Genomic DNA, 19,718 nt, shown 5'->3' with positions numbered 1-19,718 from the left:
TCATCACGGTAGCTTTGTACTCAAATTTCAATAAATGAGTACATCGACACCCAACGTTAACGCTGCTTCCGAGGTAGACATAGCTGCCCCTGCCAATACTATATGGAATATTCTTGCCGAAGATTTTGGTGGTATCCATAAGTGGGCTTCTGGAGTAAATGCCAGCGAGGGTTCAAATCCTTCCCTAGAAGGAGGCCACTGTTCAGGGCGTGCCTGCAAAATAGCCGCTACCGGGTTTAGCGATACCAAAGAACGCATCGTTGATTTCGATAGCGAGAATTACATCCTTAAATATGCACTTTTCCACGGGCTGCCCGGCTTCGTGAAGGACGCTTATAACAGCTGGCACCTTATCCCTAAAGAAGACATTACCCAAGTCATTGCCGCTACCGAGATGAGAGCCACCGGACTAATGGGTTGGATGATGAAAGGTTTTATGGCCCAAAGCACCCAAAAGGTGCTGGATGCGATGTGCCGCGAACTCAAACACTACGCGGAGACCGGTGAACCGCATCCTGACAAGAAAAAGGCAATGGCCAGATACAATCGAAAAAAGAAGAAATCTTAACCCCTAAAATGTGGAGATATGAAATATGTAATGAATTATAGCTTCATACTATTGTTAATGGTATGTAGTTCCGCCACCTCGGCTTCGCTCGGCACAGGTTTCGCGAAACCCTTACTAATTACGTTCGAAGTGGCGGATAATAACGAAAAAGAACCCAATGTTGTCGCCACCGCGGAAACGATAATCAATGCCCCTATTGACGAAGTTTGGGCCGTACTTGCCGAAGATTGGGCTGCCATCGGAAAATGGTCGTCTGGCGTATCGCATTCCCAAGGATTTGGTGCGCCCATCGGAGGGTCGGAATACAGCGTTCGCGCCTGTGAGATAACCGCTGCCGGTTTCGATGATACGAAGGAAGAAATTCTGGAATATGATGGAGATGATTATTTGATTACATACCAACTGGCCGATGGCCTACCGGGATTCGTTAAGGATGCTATCAATGTCTGGACGCTGGAAGAAACGCCGGGAGGTACGCTCATCAAGGGAAAGACCACAATGCGTGCTACTGGAGTAATGGGCTTTATGATGAAAGGAATGATGAAAGGTGCCACCAGAAAGACATTGGAAAGTATGGCAAGGGAATTGAAATATTATGTAGAAACGGGAGAACTGCATCCGGACAAAATTGAGTCGAACGCAAAAGTTGCCAAAAAAGATGCAAAGCTTCGCAAGAAAGTGGTGTCGGTCGAGGTAGAACAAGAGATTGATGCTTCGGCGGATAAGGTTTGGAAAATTATCGGAGAGGATTTTGAGAAAATCTCGGACAGTAATCCAGATTGCCCATATTCTGAATGGGCCGACGGATTCGACACGGCGGAGGTTGGTGCCAAACGCATTATGTATATGACCGAAAAGCGTGATGACAAATATTTTGTGGACGAAATTGCAAAGTTTGACCCTGAAAATAGGCACATCACCATCGAGATTGCCAATGAAGAGGGTTTTGGGATGCTCAACATTGAATATACTTGGGTAAATATGGACGTGACCCGAATTTCAGATAACAAATCGTTGCTTAAAATTCGATTTAATTATCTTACAAAGCCAAGACTTTTCAAAGGACTGGCGAAAGGAAGTATGCGCAAGGGATTTCAAAAATACGCTTATGGCATTGATTACCATGCCGAAACTGGAGCGATAGTCACTGAAGAAAAATGGGAAGAAATAAAGCACTTATATAAGTAAGAAGTCGTGATTTTGACACAACAACATCTTGAACTCAACGGGAAAGCGGTCATCAGCCATTTTACCTTTTCACCGCCATTGGTGGCCGCAGCCGATTTGGACAACACCGCCTGCTTTATCTTTCCTATCCACACCAAAGGCCATCTGTATCGCGCCGATGGCAAGACCAGCGTAGCGGAAAAGCAGGGTGTGCTAATGAAATGTGGCACGTATGTCAACAAGTGGCACAATATCCAAGAAGATATTGTTGCCGAAGTGGTCATCCTGCGATTGCACCCAGAAGTGATGACCTCGGTAATAGACGCTTCCACATTATCACAACTCGACCTACCTACTGAATCATCTAGAATGAACGCTGTCGTGGATTTGGACGTATTGCTTGAGAAATATCTGGAAAGCCTCTTTTTTTATTTTGAGAACAAAAATTTGGCAACGGAAGAGTTGGTTACTTTAAAAATCAAGGAACTTACCTTGTTGCTCATCAACAGCCAAAATGCAAACCCTATCCTTGAACTACTCTCATCGCTTTTCTATCGGGAAGAACTTAGCTTACGAAAAATTGTCAACGCCAATTTGTTCGAGGATGTTTCTTTAAGCGAAATGGCGGCCATCGCCAATATGAGCCCGTCCACCTTTAAAAGGAAATTCAAGGCAGAATTCAACACCACTTTTTCCAAATATGTAGTAGGAAAACGATTGCAAAAAGCCAATAAACTGCTCCACAATTCCAATGCCCCAGTATCAGAGATTGCCTATGATTGTGGCTTCAACGACCCCGGCTATTTTTCCAAGTTGTTCAAAAAACATTTCGATGTTCCTCCTACGCGGTATAGAGAATCCATACCATCAAAGTCATAAATACCTATTACGAATCACGTCAAAATGATGCTGCTGGTGCCCAGAGGCGCAAAGGGTAAAGACCCTGATGGAAAGTTTGAAACCGTCCATCGTGCCCATTGTTTTTAGTTCTTCTCCATCCAAACTCGATATCAGCTCAATCATCCTGTCCCTTACATCAATGAACTCTGCCAGAAGAACGTCCTTACTTTTTCCCGACCCTGCAGCAGCGGTGCCCGCTTGGGTATAATATTGGTAGTTCAGTTGTGCAGGTGGTCTTCCGAGCGCGATGAGCATTTTTTCGTACATAATCTCTTCGTAGTAGATGATGTGCTGCAATACCTGGGCCACCGTCCACTTGTTGCCACCATATTTGTAGGGGATTTTCTCGTTTGGGATGGAATCGATAAATCGTATCATTATGTCCCTGGAATTTTCAAGGACTTCAAGAGCCGTCTTTCCATTTACGGCCTTAGATGAATACAGTGTGACTTGCGGACTGTATTCCGATTTTGGGATTTTTTTGTGCAGCTTATGGTTTTCGATTTTGGATTTGTTCTCTTGGGAAACACAGGCTTGAAAAAACAAGCACCCGGCAAGGGCAATAAAATAGCGCGATAGGTTCATAACGGTGTTTTTTAGTTCAACAAAAAAGTGAGTACCCGTTCCAGCTGCCCGTTCCAGTTCCCGAAATCGTGCGCGCCTTCGGTTGTAAAACTTTCTACTTCGTATCCCTTTCCTTTATACATATTTAGTAGAGGTGCCATATAATTTTCGGCATCGTTTGTGCCTGAGGTGAGGAGTATGCGTAAATCCTTGTTTTCTGAAAAGGCGATTCCCTTCATAAAATCCTGGCAGGGATAGGTAATGGGAGATAGCAGGGCATAGTTTCCAAACAAATCCGTCTTTCCCGAAAAATAGGCGGCGTTCAATCCGCCAAAAGAGATGCCTACCAAACTGCGTTGCGCCGGAACAATTTTTCGGTTCATTGAGCCTTCCACTCTTGGTACTAACTCCTCCTCAAAAAACCGAACGTAATCTTCATTACAAAAGAAATAGGTGTCGCGCCGGTCTTCTTGTGTCTTTTGATCAATGGTGCTGATGAAGATGTACATCGCTTCTTTAGTTTTGCCAGCTTGCCCAAGCGATTTAATTGTACTCAGAGTACCGTTTTCTATCATCTTTTGGCCGTCGGTAATGTAAATGAACGGTGTGTTATTTATCGAGATATTGGCATTGTAGGTTATAACTGTAATGTCTTCATCTAGGATGTTGCTTTTTACGGAAATCGTATCTGTATCAGTGTACTTCTGCGCGTACCCAGCAAGACCGATGAAAGCAAAGACGAGGAAAAAGTTCTTTTTCATAATGACCCTAATTTAAAAGAGGCCGCTATGATGGCGACCTCTTCAACTATTCAAAATCCTAAGCGAATTACTTGGAAGCCGCCTTGGCAACGTTGGCCATCATTTCCGTGCTGGCCTGGTTCAAGAAGCCGTTGAATTGCTCTTCTGTCATCTGTGGGTTATCCATAAACTTATCGTAGGCAGATGTCCAGACAATCATAGACTTTTTATAGCCAAGGTCCACGACCTTAAAGTTATTGACCATTCCGGCTGCGGGAACACCCTCTACCACCGCGTAGGTGTAGCTTCTGTTCGCATCGTCAAAGGCAAGGATGTTTTCCTTGAACTTACCCTGTCCATCAGGTGCGGTGCAGACTCTTGTGCCACCTGCTCCCTTCGGACCTGTAAAGTCCACTTTGGCAACAAAGCTTGAAATTTCATCGATGTTGTCCAATTTTCGTAGTTCATCCCAAACATCATCAGCCGAAGCTTCTACCACTTTGGTAAGTATGATATTTGCATCAGGGTTTTGTGCGTTGGTTTGGCTAAAGCCAAATACTACAAGCGCGATTACAATTACATTTTTTAAAGTTCTCATTTTTATGTTATTAATGATTATACCCTTTAGATTCATCAAAAAGACAGGTGTGACAACTTTATCAAAAAAGAATATATTATATCAAAGTTGTCACACATTGAAAGATGGTGCATCTAAGTAGAAAAAAATGACTATGGACAATCCATTCCTTAAAGAATATAAAAGCGATAAAACCGATACCAGATTGGTTAAAGAAGCGCAAGCTGGTGACAAAAAGTCTTTGGAAGACCTTATATTAAAACACCAACCATATATCTACAATATCGCGTGGAAAATGGTTCGCCATCCTTCTGATGCTGAAGATTTAACCCAAGAGGCAACTATCAAAATCGTAACCCATTTATCTAAGTTTGAAGGCAAAAGTTCCTTCCGCACCTGGGCGTACCGAATCGTGGTGAACCATTTTCTGGTATCCAAACGCAGGCCTAATGAATCGGTGTTCGAAAGTTTTGACAAGATGGCCCAAGGACTTGAGATGACACCAGACCATCCGCTTACCGAAATGGAACAGAAAGAAAATAAGGAGTTCATCAAGGAAATGAACTACAGCTGTATGAGCGGTATGTTGCTATGCCTTACCCGAGACCAACGGTTGGTGTACATCTTGGGCGAAATGTTCAATGCAGACCATACACTGGGTTCTGAAATTCTTGAGATTTCCAAAGATAACTTCAGGCAACGGCTATCTCGTGCACGAAAGGATATCTTCAATTTTATGAATGATAAATGTGGATTGGTCAACAAGGCCAATCCCTGTCGCTGTCATAAAAAGGTCACGTTTGCCTTGAACAATAAAATCATTGACAGCAAGAACCTATTGTTCAACCGAAGCGAGTATTCCAATTTCAAAAAAGAAATAAAAGGGGATGCCGATGAGATGATGGACATTATAGATGAGAAGTATGCAGAGCTATATGGTAACCTTCCTTACAAAAAGGATTTTGACAGGCGTACTTTTCTGGAAGACATTATAAATAACGACCATATCAAAAACCTGATGAAGCTCAACTGATGAAAATCTTAAAATTACTCTCTGCAATTGCAACGCTTTTGCTCTCATCCTGCACGACTATGACCGCACAACAAAGCATTTTTAAAGAAGAATACCTCAAAAAATTGGAAAATAGTCTTGAGTATTCCATAAAGGTGGCCGAAGCTATGCCAACGGAAGATTTCAGTTTTCAACCCGCAACTGGTGTTAGAACTTTTGGGAAACAGCTCGTTCACATCGGTGAGGCAATGGCCTATATTGGTAAGTCTGCCATAAAATTTGATAAAATCAAACCACCCAAAAATGAAAATGATAAAGCAGCGGTAATCGCTTATCTGACTGCCCAATTTCATTCTTTACGCGATGCAATGACCGCCAAGGAAGCCACATATTTTGAGGAAACCACCTCTTTTTGGGCGGGCAGAATGACACGTCGAAACATTCTGGAAATTGTCTTTGCCCATACAGCCCATCATAGGGCGCAGGCAATTGTACACTTACGGATAAAAGGTAAAAAGCCACCAGAGTTTATTGCTTGGTAATTCCCATTCTTAATGTATTTATAGCGAAGAATCCTAAACGAAAGTTTGGGATTTTTTAATGGAAGTTGTCACAGGCTTGCCATTCTTGAATCTAAGTGGTAAATGCTTTTGTGAAAGTTTCACTTTACGAAAGCGCAAAAAGTTATTTAGATATGAAAATCAATAAGACCCTTCAGATTAACGAACCTGCCCAAAAAGTCTGGGACGTGCTATACACCAACTATGGCGATGCTTGTCAATGGGCAAGTACCGTAAACGAATCCAAGGAACGCGAGGTTGTGGGCAGCGATTACGTGGGCAGGACCTGCTCGACCGTGTTCGGCGACGTGAGCGAAATCATAGACCGTGCGGATGCCGATAAGATGGAATTGCAGTACCATCTGGATGATACCCCTTTCATAATGAAAGCCGCTACCGCAAATTGGAAAGTGAAGCCGCTGAGCATCAACACGTCCTCCGTCACGATGGACTTGGATGTGACCCTTGCGACTCTACCAGGCCTTTTGATGGGCTGGATGATAAAGCCCAAAATGCGCAAGGACATTTATACTACGATGGAAGATTTAAAATACTATATCGAAACTGGTAAACAGTCCGAGGCAAAAATCAAATCCGACCAAAAATATTTCAAAAAGAAAGGCAAAAAAGCCGCATAAAGAATAGAGTACAATTAAAAAATATAAAAATGAAAAAAGCGATTAAAACAATAACAGCAACAGTCCTGATAGGGCTATTGGGCACCAATGTGTTTGCCCAATCAATGGAAAAGAACTATAAGACCGTTCGCGTCTCGCTAAAGATAGATGCCCCTGCCGAGCTGGTATGGGAAGCAATGGTCGAGGACTACGGCAAAATCTCGAATTTCTCGCCTTACATCTACACCTCAAATTATGAAAACGGTTCATTAAAAGGCGTTGAGGGTGCAGAGCGTAAATGCCTTTTTAATGAGAAGGGTACCCAATGGTCGCACGAGAAGATTGCCGATATCGATAAGGAAAATATGGTAATGCGCAATACTATCGTCGATGGGAAAAAGCTACCATTAAACCTTGACAATTCCCAAGCCTTTTACCGTGTAAAGGACAATGGCAACGGCACATCGACCGCAGAGTATGAATTCCAGTTCCGTACCAAGCCCGCGTTTATAGGCTTTATTGCCAAGGGACAGTTCAAAAAACAATTGAAGGGTACTCTCATCGGGCTTAAACATTATGTTGAAACTGGTGAAATCGTTCGTGGTGGCAATGGCAAGTACGATGAAATAAAGGATAAATATCCAGAACCAAAAGTTATCGAAAGTAAGTAATGTGTGGTTGCTATAACATACGGCAATTGCATTTATCTAAAATTAAAAACAAGCGTACAATGACAAATCAAGAAGTAGCAAACAAATTGGTAAGCCTTCTACGAGAAGGCAAATTAAACGATGTTTATGATGAACTCTTTCATCCTGATGCAGAGCATATCGAACCCCAGAGCGAGCACTTTGCGCACGTAAAGGGTGTCGAAGCCATAAAGGCCAAGGATGTCGCAATGCAAGAAAACATTGCTGGTGTCGATGGTATGGAAGTAGGTGATGCCATTGTGGCCAAGGACTATATCGCCATTTCCTACAAAATGACCGTTGAACTGAAAGATGGTAACAAATGGCCATTGGACGAGATTATTGTTTACAAAGTGGAAGATGGGAAGATTTTTAGTGAGCAGTTTTTTTATTAGAATTTAACAATTGATTAATAGCAAAGCCCTTGATACTAAAATCGTCAAGGGCTTTTTCAATTGGTGCAACAAAAGTTTATTTCGGAATCAAATATTCTGCCCACCAGAGATTTCTATACGTTGCGCGTTGACCCAATTGGCATCCTCGCTACAGAGAAAAGCAACCACGCTACCGATATCATTGGCCTCGCCCACACGACCCAACGCTATGGTAGAGCTAATATGGTTATTGACTTCTTCGTTATCCCGCACAACACCGCCACCAAAATCCGTGGCTATGGCACCTGGTGCGATGATATTGGCATTGATGCCACGGTTACCAAGCTCTTTGGCCAAGTATTTAGTAAATACTTCCATACCGCCTTTCATAGAAGCATAAGCACCGTATCCTGGCAGAGCAAAACGTGCCAATCCCGTAGAAACATTTACAATGCCACCACCATCGGAAATAAGTGGCAATAGCGTTTGTGTTAAAAAGAAAGGTCCTTTTAAATGGATATTGAACAATTGGTTAAACTGTTCCATTGAAGTTTCCGCAACCATTGCGTGTATGCCTATTCCAGCATTATTGACCAGATAATCAAACGTTGAAGCGCCAAAGGTATCTTGAAGTGCAGTTTCAACAGTAGCTTTAAAATTGTTGAAAGAACCGCTATCCTCTACCGACAATTGAAGCGCGACTGCCTTTTGTCCTTTTTCCTGAATGGAAGTAACGACCTGTTCCGAAGCTTCTTTATTTGAGTTGTAGGTAATGATAACGTCATTTCCACGCTCAGCGATACTTAGTGCCATATCTTTTCCTAATCCTCGGCTTCCGCCGGTTATCAATGCAATTTTGTTTTTTGAAGTTTCCATAATGCTATTTGTTTTTTGTTCGATACAAAGGTGCAAACAGAAACAGCCTCACAAAAGGTGCAGATTTTAGTAAAACTGGCGCAGTTTTAAGAATTGGCTTTTTTGTACTGCCTTGGAGTCATTTGAGTAGCCTTTTTAAAGAATTTTGTGAAGTGTGTGGGCTCACTATAACCCAACTTATAGGCAATGCTTTTTATGGGTTGGGATGTATTCATCAAGAGTGCTTTGGACTCTTCCAAAAGTTTCTTTTGAATCCAATGGCTTGCCGTTTGCCCAGTTTTAGTTTTTATGACCGTGGAAAAATAAGCTGGATGCAGCGATTGCGCTTCTGCGAAAGCGGCAACCTTGATTTTATCTTGGTTTTTGATTCCCAACCTAAAAGCTCTTTCTATATTTTTTTTGAATTGATGAACGATTTCGCTGTCACGGTCAAGCTCAAGGACAAATCGTTTATTAGCCATCAGAATTTCTTTGATGTTCAGCAAAAACACCACGAACAGCGAACTTAAAATTTTCTTTTGAAGTTGCGAGTTGCTCTTATAGGCCGATTCTATCTCCTCGCAAAAATTCAATAGCTGTTGGGTCTGGGCAGAAGTCAAAGTAGTAGGCGGAACGGTTTCCGAAAGCAGAAATTCAAATTCGCTAAAAACGTCGTTATTCAAGTTTTCCTTTAAAAATCTCTCGGTGGTGGTAATGATGAAACCGCTGACCACTTCCTCTATTCCAAAAGATTTTAAATGGCCAGGATTGGTAAAGTATAAGGTGTTAGGCCCAACATCAAAGCGATGGCTGTCTATAGTGTAGAAACTTTTACCATATTCAACAACAAGGAAGGAAAAATAATTTGCCCTAAACACGGGTGATTCCACTGGCTTGGAATGCACATCTTGCATTCTATGGATGGTAAAATCGATTTCTTGGGTAATAGGCTTGGCTACTTCATTATCTTCATAAAGTGCAGAAAGGGAGTCATAAGAATTAATTTTCGCCATATACAAATATAATTAGATTGATTTGTCTAATTAAAAAAATGTGCGCATATTTGCAACTAGATTGATTGGTCTAATTGACGTGATTATGAATATCAAGCATAATAAAGAAGATGTATTGAGAAAAGGGATGGAGCTCTTCCGTTTGAACGGTTATCACAACACCGGTACAAACGAAATCCTGAAAGAGGCAGGTATTTCCCGTGGGTCCTTTTACAATTTCTTCAAGGACAAAGACGACTTTGGGACACAAGTATTGGACTTTTACGGTGTTTGGTCCACAGATTATATGGAGCAAATGCTTACCGATACTTCCTTGAATCCAAAACAACGATTATTGCATTTATTCGAGCTATTTGTTGAGGGCTATAAAAAAGAGAACTATAAATGGGGTTGTCTGCTGGTGGGAATGACTCAGGAACTTGGTCAAGTCAATCCCACTTTTACCGAGGCCTGCAATCGCAATTTCGAAAGTTTTGTAGACATTTTTCAGGCTTGCATAGAAGAAGGACAAAACCATGGCACCATTGCCAACCGTATGCAGGCACGCGCGTTGACACTCACAATGCTTTCTATGTACAATGGTGCTTTAGTATTGATGAAATCCGGAATGCACCACGAACCCCTTGATGCCTTTTTGGTACAACTGAAACTGATTTTAAATCCATAGCAAATTGAAAAAGGAAGAACTCATCAAAAAATGGAAGGGTAATAAAAGGTACACTCTCAAATTCGTGGACCTGATGCCCGAAGAGGATTTGGATTTCAAACCCGTGGATGGAATGAAGGCCTATAAATCCCAATTGAGCCACATAACCAGTTGGCTACGTACCCACAGTCGATTTGTCACCGACCAAGAGTTTCCAAAGGTAAAGATGACCTCAAAAGAATTGGTTCAAAACGCACTGGAAGAATTCTTCGACACTTTTATAGAGCACCTCGAAGCGATGAACGATGACCAACTGCACGAGGTAGTTGATGTGTGGTACGGCAAGAGCAAAAAATATCAAATAGCAAACGTAATGGATAACCACCTCTCGCACCACCGAGGGCAGATGGTCGTTTATCTGCGTCATAAAAATATTAAACCACCTTCATATATCGGGTGGTAAAAAATTTGTCTAATCATTAGACAGACATATCTATTTAATTAACATAAATCGTTTAAAAATGAAAAAAGAAATCAAAACAACAAACACCGTAAATGCGCCAATCGATAAAGTATGGGCGAAAGTAGGACCAGGTACTAATATGGACAAGTGGATGCCCATTATCGCTACTTGCTCGGTAGATGGCAACAAGCGCGTGTGTACCACACCAGAAGGAGCTACGCTCTATGAGACCATCCATTCCGACGGAGAAAACAAAGTCTTTAAGTACACTATCGACAAGCAGGACTTTATGCCCATAAGCGATATCGAAGGGGTCATCAAATTAGAACCCAATGGCGATAACACAACGATGCATTGGGACGTGACCTTTGATATCACCGAGGAAAACGAGCCGGCTTTTCCTGAAATCAAGCAAAACATCGAGGGTATTTACCAAGCAGCGGCCGCAAGTTTGGCTGAATTTGCTAAGGCCTGAGCCTTAACATCATACCGTCCATCTAAAAGTGAGTGGTATTTAACAAAAATATATGGAACAAATAACAGCTAAGCGCACAATGCACTTTTCCAAAGAAGAGGTATGGAGCGTTTTGGATGATTTCGACAACATTCACAAATGGAATCCCTGTTTAAAGGATTCTCACGGTACATCTTCGGACAGAAGAAGGTGGTAAAATAATCAGTCTTCCTGGTCCAATCGATGATGCAATTGTTAAAAAGGCAAAGAACAAGAATATAGAAGCCTTCTTTATTCTTTTAGAATCAAGCGATGCTGATATGCAACGAATAGCAAATTTGTTAGGTACTGAAGTTATCGTCCCACACATAGACAAGGTATATCAGTTTGGTGAAATGGAAAAAGCACATCAACATATCGCTTCTGGTAGAACAAAAGGTAAGGTAGTTATCAGCTTAGGATGAAATCGGAAAAGGTTCACATAACGGAACGAAAAGCTGAAATTGTGGGTTGTGTCTAAGATTCTCGTAGTGAAGCTCTTTCCCGGAAATGAAGAGAAAGGGAATATGCTGAATGGGATTAATAAACGCAAATTTTATGACGTGGTAGAATAAAAAATAGTGTTCAATCTTATTTAATATCAAACCATACGAATCTCAATGTAGTTAAAGAAAACATCAAAATGTTGTACCTATGTTGTACCCAAACAAAAAAGGCTCTCAAATTTGAGAGCCTTTTTCTATCTAAAAAAATCTTGAAATAGTGCGGCTGAAGGGAGTCGAACCCCCACGCCTCGCGGCACTTGATCCTAAGTCAAGCATGTCTACCAATTCCATCACAGCCGCAATTTCAAAATTTTAATGAACTTTTCTTGTTTAAATCCTAAGTCTAGCGTGTCTACCAATTCCACCACATCCGCAGAAGGAGTGCAAATATAATTCAATTTTCCGATTTGCAAATCGGCTGTCTTTAAAAACTTGTTTTTTGTACTTTTAGAGTCCTTTTTAACTATTTCATGGAACAAATCAACGACTACATCAACACCCACAAAGACCGATTCATCAACAAACTTATTGATCTTTTAAAGATACCATCCATTAGCGCAGATACTGCATTCTCACAAGATGTTCTGGAAACTGCCAAAGTAGTGGAACAATCTCTTAAGGATGCTGGATGCGACCATACGGAAATCTGTGAGACCAAGGGATACCCCGTAGTATATGGGGAGAAAATGGTAGATACCAATCTCCCTACCATTCTGGTATATGGGCATTATGACGTACAACCCCCAGACCCCATGGATTTATGGACTTCACCTCCTTTTGAGCCAGTTATCAAAAAAACAGATTTGCATCCTGAGGGTGCCATTTTTGCGCGAGGTGCGTGTGACGATAAAGGGCAAATGTTCATGCACGTTAAGGCTGCCGAATTCATGATTAAAAACAATCAGCTTCCCTGTAATGTAAAGTTTATGATTGAAGGGGAAGAAGAAGTGGGCAGTGATAGCCTTGCGGAATTTTTGGAGGACCATAAAGACAAACTGGCCAATGATATCATTCTAATTTCAGACACTGGAATGATTGCCAATGATATCCCGTCCATTACCACAGGGCTTCGTGGTCTTAGTTATGTTGAAATTGAGGTTACCGGTCCCAACCGTGACCTGCATTCGGGTATTTATGGAGGCGCAGTTCCCAATCCAATCAACATACTTAGTAAAATGATTGCCTCTTTACATGATGAGAATGGACATATCACCATTCCCGGGTTTTACGATAAAGTAGAAGAGCTTACTGAAGCAGAGAGAGCCGAAATGGCCGAAGCGCCTTTTGATTTAGAAGCCTACAAAAAGGCTTTGGACATAGATGACGTATATGGCGAAAAAGGGTATCGAACACCAGAACGTTATTCCATTCGACCCACCTTGGATGTCAATGGTATTTGGGGCGGATACACAGGTGAAGGCGCAAAAACAGTAATCGCCAGCAAAGCCTTTGCCAAAATCTCCATGCGTTTGGTCCCTGATCAAGACCCTGATGAAATTACGGAACTCTTCATTAAACATTTTGAAGCCATTGCTCCAAAAGGAGTTAAAGTAAAAGTGACTCCGCATCATGGCGGGCTACCTTATGTTACCAAAACCAATAGTATTGGATACCAAGCAGCCGCAAAGGCCTATGAAACCACTTTTGGCAAAAAACCTGTCCCGGAGCGAACCGGAGGAAGTATTCCCATCGTGGCTTTGTTTGAGGAAGTTTTGAAAAGCAAGACTATTCTAATGGGATTTGGATTGGATAGCGATGCCATTCACTCCCCTAATGAACATTTTGGAGTATGGAACTTTCTTAAGGGCATTGAGACCATTCCCTATTTTTATAAATACTACACGGAGTTGTCTACTTAAATTTCCTTGTTTTTGAGGCGTAAGAGGCTTTATTTGCTTGTCTCGATTTAGATTTTTTACTCTACACTTGTAGAATTAAACTTTTTATTCTATGTTTGTAGAACAAGTATATTATTCATATGCCACAATTGTCAAAATCAGAGGAAGAATTGATGAATATGCTTTGGAAACGAAAAAAGGCCTTTATGAAGGACTTACTTGATAGTTATCCGGAGCCAAAGCCGGCAACCACAACGGTCGCCACATTGTTAAAACGCATGACAGATAAAGGGTTTGTTAACTATAGTAATGTGGGACGTTCGAGAGAGTATTATCCCTTGGTCAAAAAAAAGGATTATTTCGCTAAACAAATGAACGGACTAATAAAGAGTTTTTTCAATGGCAGCGCAAGCCAGTTTGCTTCCTTCTTTACCCAAGAGACCGATTTAAGCAAATCGGAACTAGAGGAACTCAAAAAATTAATAGACCAAGAAATCAAAAGAAAGTAAGATGGTTTTATATCTATTGAAATCTGCGGCTTGTTTAACCCTCTTCTTTCTTTTCTACAAAGGACTGCTGGAAAATGTCCAAATGCATCGATTAAAAAGATTTTATCTTTTAGGCTCCCTGGTTTTATCTTTTGTAATCCCAGGCATAGTCTTTGTTCAGTATGTGGATGCACCTGCGGTCGAAATCATTCAAACACCAATCTCTTCTTCCGAATCTATTTCTTCAATCTCGAATCCTCAGAAAACCATAAGCGATTGGGATACCCTAAATTTTTCACTTTTAGCTTGGTCGCTATATAGTATGGGAGTATTCCTCTTTAGCATTCGTTTTGTGAAAAACCTTACGGATATCGTTCTCAGAATCCGAAGAAATCAAAAAATAAAGGAAGTTTCCCATATCAAAGTCCTTATCGATGAGAAACTTCCACCCCATACTTTTCTTAGGTATGTTTTTCTTGAGAGCGAAAAATTCAAGTCCAATTCCTTTGCCCCTGAAGTGTTATTGCACGAAGAAACCCATGCAAAACAGGGTCATACCTATGATATATTGTTTGTGGAATTATTGCAGGTACTTTTTTGGTTCAATCCGCTGATTTATCTTTTCAAAAACAGTATCAAATTGAACCACGAGTTTCTTGCTGATGATGCAGTTCTACGTAAGCTGGATTCCCCTAAAAAATATCAAAACACCTTGTTGTCCTATCTATCCGTAGAAAGTCAACTAAAATATCAGTCAGTCAAGATGGCCAGTTCCATCCATTATTCATCAATCAAAAAACGATTCACAATCATGAAAAAACAAACATCAAACAGAGCAAAATTGATTAGAGTGCTGCTCATTCTACCTTTGGTTAGTATGCTTTTATGGAGTTTCAGCGAAACACAATATGTTCCTATACTTCCTGAAACTTCGTTGAACCTATCCAATGATATTCAACAAGAAAGTATTTACATTAAAATTAATGAAGGACGAATAGAAGTTAACGGAAAAGAGGTCGCATTGAAGGATTTTGCAAAAACTCTTGATGCTATGACCAAAGAATGGGAAGAAACGGATTATACTTCCTTCCAACCAGACATTCACATACAGAATACAAGTCAAGCGCGTAGGCTCCAAATAGACAAAGAGTTTAAAAAGACCCATCTATCCAAAGCAAAAGGTGGCATGAGCATAATTCCGCCTAAGCCCCTGGCTCCTCCCTCTCCTCCTACCCCAATAAAAGCAGGTGAAGCCGAAATAGGTTTAGATACACCTCCTTCTCCTCCGGAACCCGAATCCCCTTTAGAACATATAATTGCCATGGCAAAAAAAGGAGCTGATTTTTATTATGAAAACCAGAAAATTTCTTCGGATAAGGCCATTGAGCTATTAAAAGGTAATGAAAGCTTAAACATTCAAACCAAAAGACACAATTCGTCAAAACCTCAAGTGAAAATATCCAAGAACCCAATTACAATTTCAAAAACATCAAAAAAATAGGAGCAAATAATTGAGGTAAGGCTCACAAAGTTTTTTTTGAATAAAGATTGAATCAAAAAATGATTCTTTTCTGTTACAAAGCTGTTAAAGCCTTCAATATGAAGGCTTTTTTTGTAACAAATTCATGAAAACCACGTTCTAATAAGGAAATTTATCCTGAGCCTGTCGAAGGGTCAGAACCAAACGAACACTATCATGTTGCAACGCTTTTTCATTTTCTGCTCAGGAGCAGACACCCAAATTTTAGAAACTTGTTCCAATGGGGAACGCAATAAATATGCTGGAATAGGCGCTACCGTTTTCTTTACCGCGGTGATGGCCTTTATTGCCAGTGGGTATGCACTTTACACCGTCTTTGACAATGTATACACCGCTGTTTTCTTTGGATTGATTTGGGGCCTTTTGATTTTCAATCTAGACCGATACATTGTATCGACAATCAAAAAAAGGGACAATATCAAAAGTGAATTGCTTCAAGCAGCTCCCAGAATTGTTTTGGCCATTATTATCGCTGTTGTGATTTCAAAACCCTTGGAAATGAAAATCTTTGAAAAAGAAATCAATCAGGTGCTGTTGGAAGAAAAAAATGCAATGACCTTGGCCAACAAAGAACAATTGGCTTTGCAATACACTCCCACGATTGAAGGCTTAAACCAAGAAATATCCAATTTAAAAGCTGAGATTGCATCCAAGGAAGCAGAAACCAATGAGTTGTACGATACCTATATTTCCGAAGCTGAAGGGACTGCTGGGACCGGACTTTTGGGAAAAGGTCCTGTCTACAAGGAAAAAAGGGAGAAACATGATGCTTATTTGGCCGAATTGAGGCAACTTAAGGAATCCAATAGGGCTAAGATTGAAAACATAGAGGCCCAAATAGCAGCCTTAGGTACTGATTACACTACTGCAGTTGCAGACTCCCAACCCGTAATTGATGGATTTGACGGTCTAATGGCCCGTATCAATGCACTGAACAAATTACCTTGGCTACCCTCCTTCTTTATTTTCTTGTTGTTCTTAGCCATAGAAACGGCTCCCATCATTGCAAAATTGTTGGCACCAAAAGGGGAATACGATTACAAATTTGAAGAACAAGAAAGTGTGGTCGCTACATGGGTTACCCAAAAGGTAGCACAGCGCAAATTATTGTTCTCAACAGATGGTGAACTCAACCAAAAGATTTATGAGGATATCAAAAATGAAGAGGAGCTCTACCGCTACAAAAAAGAGAAAGCCGAAGAGTTATTGCGTTTGCAGGCCGATTCATTCCATAAAGTTCAGATAAAGGGGCTTTAATGTCCTCTGGATTTACCTACTAATTTCACAAATCAATATATTCTTAACTTAACGGTCAATCCAAAACTTGTTCCCTTGAACTTGGGTTGGCATTTTTCACTGAAATTCCCGAACTTCACGTATCGTACGATATAGCTCATTAAAACGAAGCATATCCTAATTGTTACCAGCAATTTAAATCGACATTACGCCTAATAGTAAAAATTGAAAACTGAAACTGATATAAATGAATACCATCGACTTCCCGTTCTTGACGGACTGGAATTGCTAAATGCAAAGTCTTATACATTTGATTTCCCATTTCACGCTCACGACACATTCAACATTTCACTAATTTTAAAAAATACTTTTAATACGAAACTTGCCGATAAACATTTAAAAGCACCTGTTGGAACAATTTGTATTACTAATTCCAAAGAGGTTCACGCTACACCTTGCGACAACATTATTGGGAATTCATTTTTCACATTCTACATCTCGCCAGACGTAGTTAAGAAACTAAACAACGGTCAAGATGTGTTTTTCAAGGACAACATCATCTATGACCAAAACATATTTAGTAAACTTTATTTTTTATCACACAACTTCAATAACAGCTATGTTCAGCTTGAAAAGAAACTTAAATCAGCGTTGACCTCGATAATTTCAAAATATTCATACCAAAAAGAAATTAATTATGGCACAAAACAACTTTTTCAAAGTTTTATCAACAACACATCTTTTGATACTTTTTCGTTGGGCAAAACGGCATCACAATTTGGAATAAATAAGTATAAATTCATTCGACTGTTTAAGCAAGAAACAGGATTAACCCCTAATAACTTCATCCTTCTAAAAAAAATTGAGCAAAGCAAAGAGATGTTGAAAAATGGAAAACCAATATTCAATGTTGCTATCGACTGTGGGTTTTACGACAACTCACATTTCTATAAAAACTTTAAGCGATTCATTGGAGTTAATCCATTAGAGTACCAAAATGCCTTCTTCTCAGTTTAGTGCAATATTTTACAATAGATACGAACTATAAATCTTCATCTTTGTTTTTAAAACCGAGCATATGAAAATTTATCTTTCAATACTTTTAGCACTGATAACTACCATTGCATTCTCACAAAAAAAAGAATATGATATTAGTTTTTTGGAGAGCAAACTCGATTCTTTGATTTTAAATACAATGGAGTCGGAGCATATTCCAGGAGCATCGTTTATCATCGTAAAAGATGGAAAAACCTTACTAAAAAAAGGATACGGATATGCAACTTTAGGCAAAAATGCTAAATCTGTCAATCCTGATTCTACCATTTTCAGAATTGGCTCAATAACAAAAACGTTCACCGCAACGGCTTTACTTCAACTCAAAGATAAAAACCTGATTGACATACATCAAGATGTCAACCTGTATTTAAAATCAGTAAAAGTTCCAGCTAAGGATAACGAACCTATTACTGCATCTCATCTATTGACACATAGTGCTGGATTTGATGAATTAAAAGGAAGAAGAGTTTTTAAACAAGCCCAACATATGCCGTTGGAAGCTTTTCTTGACGGTAAATTGATAAGATTGAGGAAACCCGGAATTGTTTCGGCATACTCTACTTTCGGAATTGCACTCGCTGGATTGTTGGTAGAGGATATTAGCGGACTTACCCTTGAGGACTATATGAAAAAGAACATTTGGGAACCGCTCGGTATGTCATTGACGAGCATAGAATTGCCTAAGAATCGGGACAACAATTTATCAATAGGTTATGAATATGAAAATGGTATCAACGTTCCTCAACCTTGGGAATGGTATCATACTTATCCTGCTTCCTCAATTAATAGTACTACCGCAGATATGGGAAAGTATTTGCAAATGCATCTTAATCTCGGCAAATTAAACGAAGTCAAAATTCTGAACACAGAAACAGCTTTGTCGATGCAAACTCAACAACTCTCTGTAAATCCCGCAGTTCACGGCTTTGCGAACGGTTTTTATGAAAAAAATCAATTTGGACTTAAAGCATATAATCACGGAGGAGATATGTTAGGATATAGCTCATTTATAACTTTAGTACCCGAAATTAATCTAGGTATTTTCGTCGTTCATCATCACGAGAATACAAATTTGAGAGGTAAAGTTGTATCTCAAGTTTTAGATCATTTTGGCAATAAGGCTGATGTCGATTCCAATCCTAAAAGGATGAATAGTGATATATCTAAATTTACAGGAAATTATAAATGGATGTCCTTCTGCTATATTTGTCCAGATAGTGACCAACAACCGATTTATGAACTTACAGCAAATGATGACAATACGCTTTCGGGCTTTGGTAGAAAATTTTATCAAGTAGAAACATTATTGTTCAAAAGTTACGATGGAAAAAGGATTATGGGATTTTTACAAAACGGAAACGGAGAAATTAAATATATGTCTTTAGGGAATGTAAATGCGTTTGAGAAAGTGGAATAAAAAGTGCTGACAATAAGGCATATAACTCATTTTCAAATAGTTAATTACTGTAAGCTAAGAAATATTTGCAAGTCCGCTAAATTTTTAAATTTGGCTTTTGTTTATCCGAAGATTAAGTATTTATTTACTGCACTACATTTCATATACAAGATCGATAAGTGCTAGCCCTTTTTTAAGAGTTTATATCTAACCACAACCAAATAGTATAGATATCCAAAAAGTCTAAAACCTTTTGAGGGTCCTTAAAGGAAACAATACGTCAAATATCAATTTCGTATGAACCTTTAAAGCAACTTCTAGACTATCTTTCCAGTGGGAATAGTAAAATGATTCCTTAAATTCCTGATAAAGGGATTATAGGGTTTCCCTAAAGTTTAAGGCAACACTATCTAACTTTTG

24 protein-coding genes and 1 tRNA gene are annotated in these 19,718 nt (G+C 39.9%); 19 read left to right on the top strand and 6 right to left on the bottom strand.

From position 1 onward, the window contains the following. Nucleotides 1–34: 34 nt before the first annotated feature. Genes ACOKFD_RS16220 through ACOKFD_RS16210 form a run of 3 tightly spaced genes read left to right on the top strand, consistent with a single transcriptional unit; the run spans nucleotide 35 to nucleotide 2,614 of the window. Nucleotides 35–568: an SRPBCC family protein gene (locus tag ACOKFD_RS16220; protein WP_422858878.1), complete on the top strand. Its 534-nt coding sequence runs from the start codon at nucleotides 35–37 to the stop codon at nucleotides 566–568. Nucleotides 569–586: 18 nt separating this feature from the next. Continuing rightward, nucleotides 587–1,756 carry an SRPBCC family protein gene (locus ACOKFD_RS16215; protein ID WP_422858877.1) on the top strand — a complete coding sequence of 390 codons (1,170 nt, stop codon included), beginning with the start codon at nucleotides 587–589 and terminating at the stop codon, nucleotides 1,754–1,756. 12 nt (nucleotides 1,757–1,768) lie between these two features. Next, nucleotides 1,769–2,614: a helix-turn-helix domain-containing protein gene (locus ACOKFD_RS16210; RefSeq protein ID WP_422858876.1), complete on the top strand. Its 846-nt coding sequence runs from the start codon at nucleotides 1,769–1,771 to the stop codon at nucleotides 2,612–2,614. On the opposite strand, the gene ACOKFD_RS16205 is transcribed toward ACOKFD_RS16210, so the two are convergent. The 3 genes from ACOKFD_RS16205 to ACOKFD_RS16195 all read right to left on the bottom strand — a co-directional run bounded on the left by ACOKFD_RS16205 (nucleotide 2,609) and on the right by ACOKFD_RS16195 (nucleotide 4,537). Beyond that, on the bottom strand, nucleotides 2,609–3,220 hold the full coding sequence (locus ACOKFD_RS16205) for a DinB family protein (protein WP_422858875.1): 612 nt from the start codon (nucleotides 3,218–3,220) through the stop codon (nucleotides 2,609–2,611). The two genes, ACOKFD_RS16210 and ACOKFD_RS16205, sit on opposite strands and share 6 nt — an antisense overlap. Before the next feature lie 11 nt (nucleotides 3,221–3,231). Next, nucleotides 3,232–3,960, bottom strand: coding sequence for an alpha/beta hydrolase (locus ACOKFD_RS16200; protein WP_422858874.1), 729 nt, complete (start codon nucleotides 3,958–3,960; stop codon nucleotides 3,232–3,234). A gap of 67 nt (nucleotides 3,961–4,027) precedes the next feature. Further along, the gene (locus ACOKFD_RS16195) at nucleotides 4,028–4,537 is read right to left on the bottom strand and encodes an SRPBCC family protein (RefSeq protein WP_422858873.1); all 510 of its coding nucleotides are present in this window, start codon (nucleotides 4,535–4,537) and stop codon (nucleotides 4,028–4,030) included. A 133-nt stretch (nucleotides 4,538–4,670) separates the two neighbouring features. Here ACOKFD_RS16195 and ACOKFD_RS16190 point away from each other — a divergent pair, with 133 nt between their 5' ends. The 5 genes from ACOKFD_RS16190 to ACOKFD_RS16170 all read left to right on the top strand — a co-directional run bounded on the left by ACOKFD_RS16190 (nucleotide 4,671) and on the right by ACOKFD_RS16170 (nucleotide 7,789). Beyond that, nucleotides 4,671–5,549: an RNA polymerase sigma factor gene (locus ACOKFD_RS16190; protein WP_422858872.1), complete on the top strand. Its 879-nt coding sequence runs from the start codon at nucleotides 4,671–4,673 to the stop codon at nucleotides 5,547–5,549. Further along, complete coding sequence (locus ACOKFD_RS16185) at nucleotides 5,549–6,070, top strand: DinB family protein (protein WP_422858871.1); 522 nt, start codon at nucleotides 5,549–5,551, stop codon at nucleotides 6,068–6,070. The genes ACOKFD_RS16190 and ACOKFD_RS16185 overlap by 1 nt, the downstream gene beginning before the upstream one ends. A gap of 152 nt (nucleotides 6,071–6,222) precedes the next feature. Next, nucleotides 6,223–6,726, top strand: coding sequence for an SRPBCC family protein (locus ACOKFD_RS16180; protein ID WP_422858870.1), 504 nt, complete (start codon nucleotides 6,223–6,225; stop codon nucleotides 6,724–6,726). Nucleotides 6,727–6,755: 29 nt separating this feature from the next. Further along, nucleotides 6,756–7,376, top strand: coding sequence for an SRPBCC family protein (locus tag ACOKFD_RS16175; RefSeq protein WP_422858869.1), 621 nt, complete (start codon nucleotides 6,756–6,758; stop codon nucleotides 7,374–7,376). A 59-nt stretch (nucleotides 7,377–7,435) separates the two neighbouring features. Beyond that, nucleotides 7,436–7,789, top strand: coding sequence for a SnoaL-like domain-containing protein (locus tag ACOKFD_RS16170; protein ID WP_422858868.1), 354 nt, complete (start codon nucleotides 7,436–7,438; stop codon nucleotides 7,787–7,789). A gap of 87 nt (nucleotides 7,790–7,876) precedes the next feature. On the opposite strand, the gene ACOKFD_RS16165 is transcribed toward ACOKFD_RS16170, so the two are convergent. Together ACOKFD_RS16165 and ACOKFD_RS16160 are read right to left on the bottom strand one after the other, a co-directional pair. Then, nucleotides 7,877–8,644: an SDR family NAD(P)-dependent oxidoreductase gene (locus ACOKFD_RS16165; protein ID WP_422858867.1), complete on the bottom strand. Its 768-nt coding sequence runs from the start codon at nucleotides 8,642–8,644 to the stop codon at nucleotides 7,877–7,879. A gap of 86 nt (nucleotides 8,645–8,730) precedes the next feature. Beyond that, entirely contained in the window at nucleotides 8,731–9,636 is a 906-nt protein-coding gene (locus ACOKFD_RS16160; protein ID WP_422858866.1) for a helix-turn-helix domain-containing protein, read from the bottom strand. Between the two features lie 85 nt (nucleotides 9,637–9,721). Between ACOKFD_RS16160 and ACOKFD_RS16155 the strand changes: the two genes are divergently transcribed. The 5 genes from ACOKFD_RS16155 to ACOKFD_RS16135 are packed head-to-tail and all read left to right on the top strand — an operon-like array spanning nucleotide 9,722 to nucleotide 11,663. Continuing rightward, on the top strand, nucleotides 9,722–10,303 hold the full coding sequence (locus ACOKFD_RS16155) for a TetR/AcrR family transcriptional regulator (RefSeq protein WP_422858865.1): 582 nt from the start codon (nucleotides 9,722–9,724) through the stop codon (nucleotides 10,301–10,303). 4 nt (nucleotides 10,304–10,307) lie between these two features. Further along, nucleotides 10,308–10,745, top strand: coding sequence for a DinB family protein (locus ACOKFD_RS16150; protein WP_422858864.1), 438 nt, complete (start codon nucleotides 10,308–10,310; stop codon nucleotides 10,743–10,745). 58 nt (nucleotides 10,746–10,803) lie between these two features. Beyond that, on the top strand, nucleotides 10,804–11,220 hold the full coding sequence (locus ACOKFD_RS16145; RefSeq protein WP_422858863.1) for an SRPBCC family protein: 417 nt from the start codon (nucleotides 10,804–10,806) through the stop codon (nucleotides 11,218–11,220). A gap of 52 nt (nucleotides 11,221–11,272) precedes the next feature. After that, complete coding sequence (locus tag ACOKFD_RS16140) at nucleotides 11,273–11,416, top strand: SRPBCC family protein (RefSeq protein ID WP_422858862.1); 144 nt, start codon at nucleotides 11,273–11,275, stop codon at nucleotides 11,414–11,416. Beyond that, entirely contained in the window at nucleotides 11,379–11,663 is a 285-nt protein-coding gene (locus ACOKFD_RS16135) for a zinc-binding dehydrogenase (protein WP_422861028.1), read from the top strand. Before ACOKFD_RS16140 ends, ACOKFD_RS16135 begins: the two co-directional genes overlap by 38 nt. Before the next feature lie 299 nt (nucleotides 11,664–11,962). On the opposite strand, the gene ACOKFD_RS16130 is transcribed toward ACOKFD_RS16135, so the two are convergent. Continuing rightward, nucleotides 11,963–12,044 (bottom strand) — tRNA-Leu (locus tag ACOKFD_RS16130). Between the two features lie 170 nt (nucleotides 12,045–12,214). Between ACOKFD_RS16130 and ACOKFD_RS16125 the strand changes: the two genes are divergently transcribed. From ACOKFD_RS16125 to ACOKFD_RS16100, 6 genes are all read left to right on the top strand, one after another. Next, entirely contained in the window at nucleotides 12,215–13,603 is a 1,389-nt protein-coding gene (locus ACOKFD_RS16125; RefSeq protein ID WP_422858861.1) for a dipeptidase, read from the top strand. Between the two features lie 119 nt (nucleotides 13,604–13,722). Continuing rightward, nucleotides 13,723–14,091: a BlaI/MecI/CopY family transcriptional regulator gene (locus ACOKFD_RS16120; protein WP_422858860.1), complete on the top strand. Its 369-nt coding sequence runs from the start codon at nucleotides 13,723–13,725 to the stop codon at nucleotides 14,089–14,091. Between the two features lies 1 nt (nucleotide 14,092). After that, on the top strand, nucleotides 14,093–15,571 hold the full coding sequence (locus tag ACOKFD_RS16115) for a M56 family metallopeptidase (protein WP_422858859.1): 1,479 nt from the start codon (nucleotides 14,093–14,095) through the stop codon (nucleotides 15,569–15,571). Between the two features lie 195 nt (nucleotides 15,572–15,766). Further along, entirely contained in the window at nucleotides 15,767–16,867 is a 1,101-nt protein-coding gene (locus tag ACOKFD_RS16110) for a DUF4407 domain-containing protein (RefSeq protein ID WP_422858858.1), read from the top strand. 204 nt (nucleotides 16,868–17,071) lie between these two features. Further along, nucleotides 17,072–17,863: an AraC family transcriptional regulator gene (locus ACOKFD_RS16105; RefSeq protein ID WP_422858857.1), complete on the top strand. Its 792-nt coding sequence runs from the start codon at nucleotides 17,072–17,074 to the stop codon at nucleotides 17,861–17,863. A 61-nt stretch (nucleotides 17,864–17,924) separates the two neighbouring features. Further along, on the top strand, nucleotides 17,925–19,319 hold the full coding sequence (locus ACOKFD_RS16100) for a serine hydrolase domain-containing protein (RefSeq protein ID WP_422858856.1): 1,395 nt from the start codon (nucleotides 17,925–17,927) through the stop codon (nucleotides 19,317–19,319). Nucleotides 19,320–19,718 lie beyond the last annotated feature (399 nt).

The organism is Flagellimonas ulvae, assembly GCF_049333175.1.
Taxonomy (GTDB): Bacteria; Bacteroidota; Bacteroidia; order Flavobacteriales; family Flavobacteriaceae; genus Flagellimonas.
Note: the sequence above shows the minus strand (reverse complement) of the source record. Positions and strands in the feature narration are given on the sequence as shown.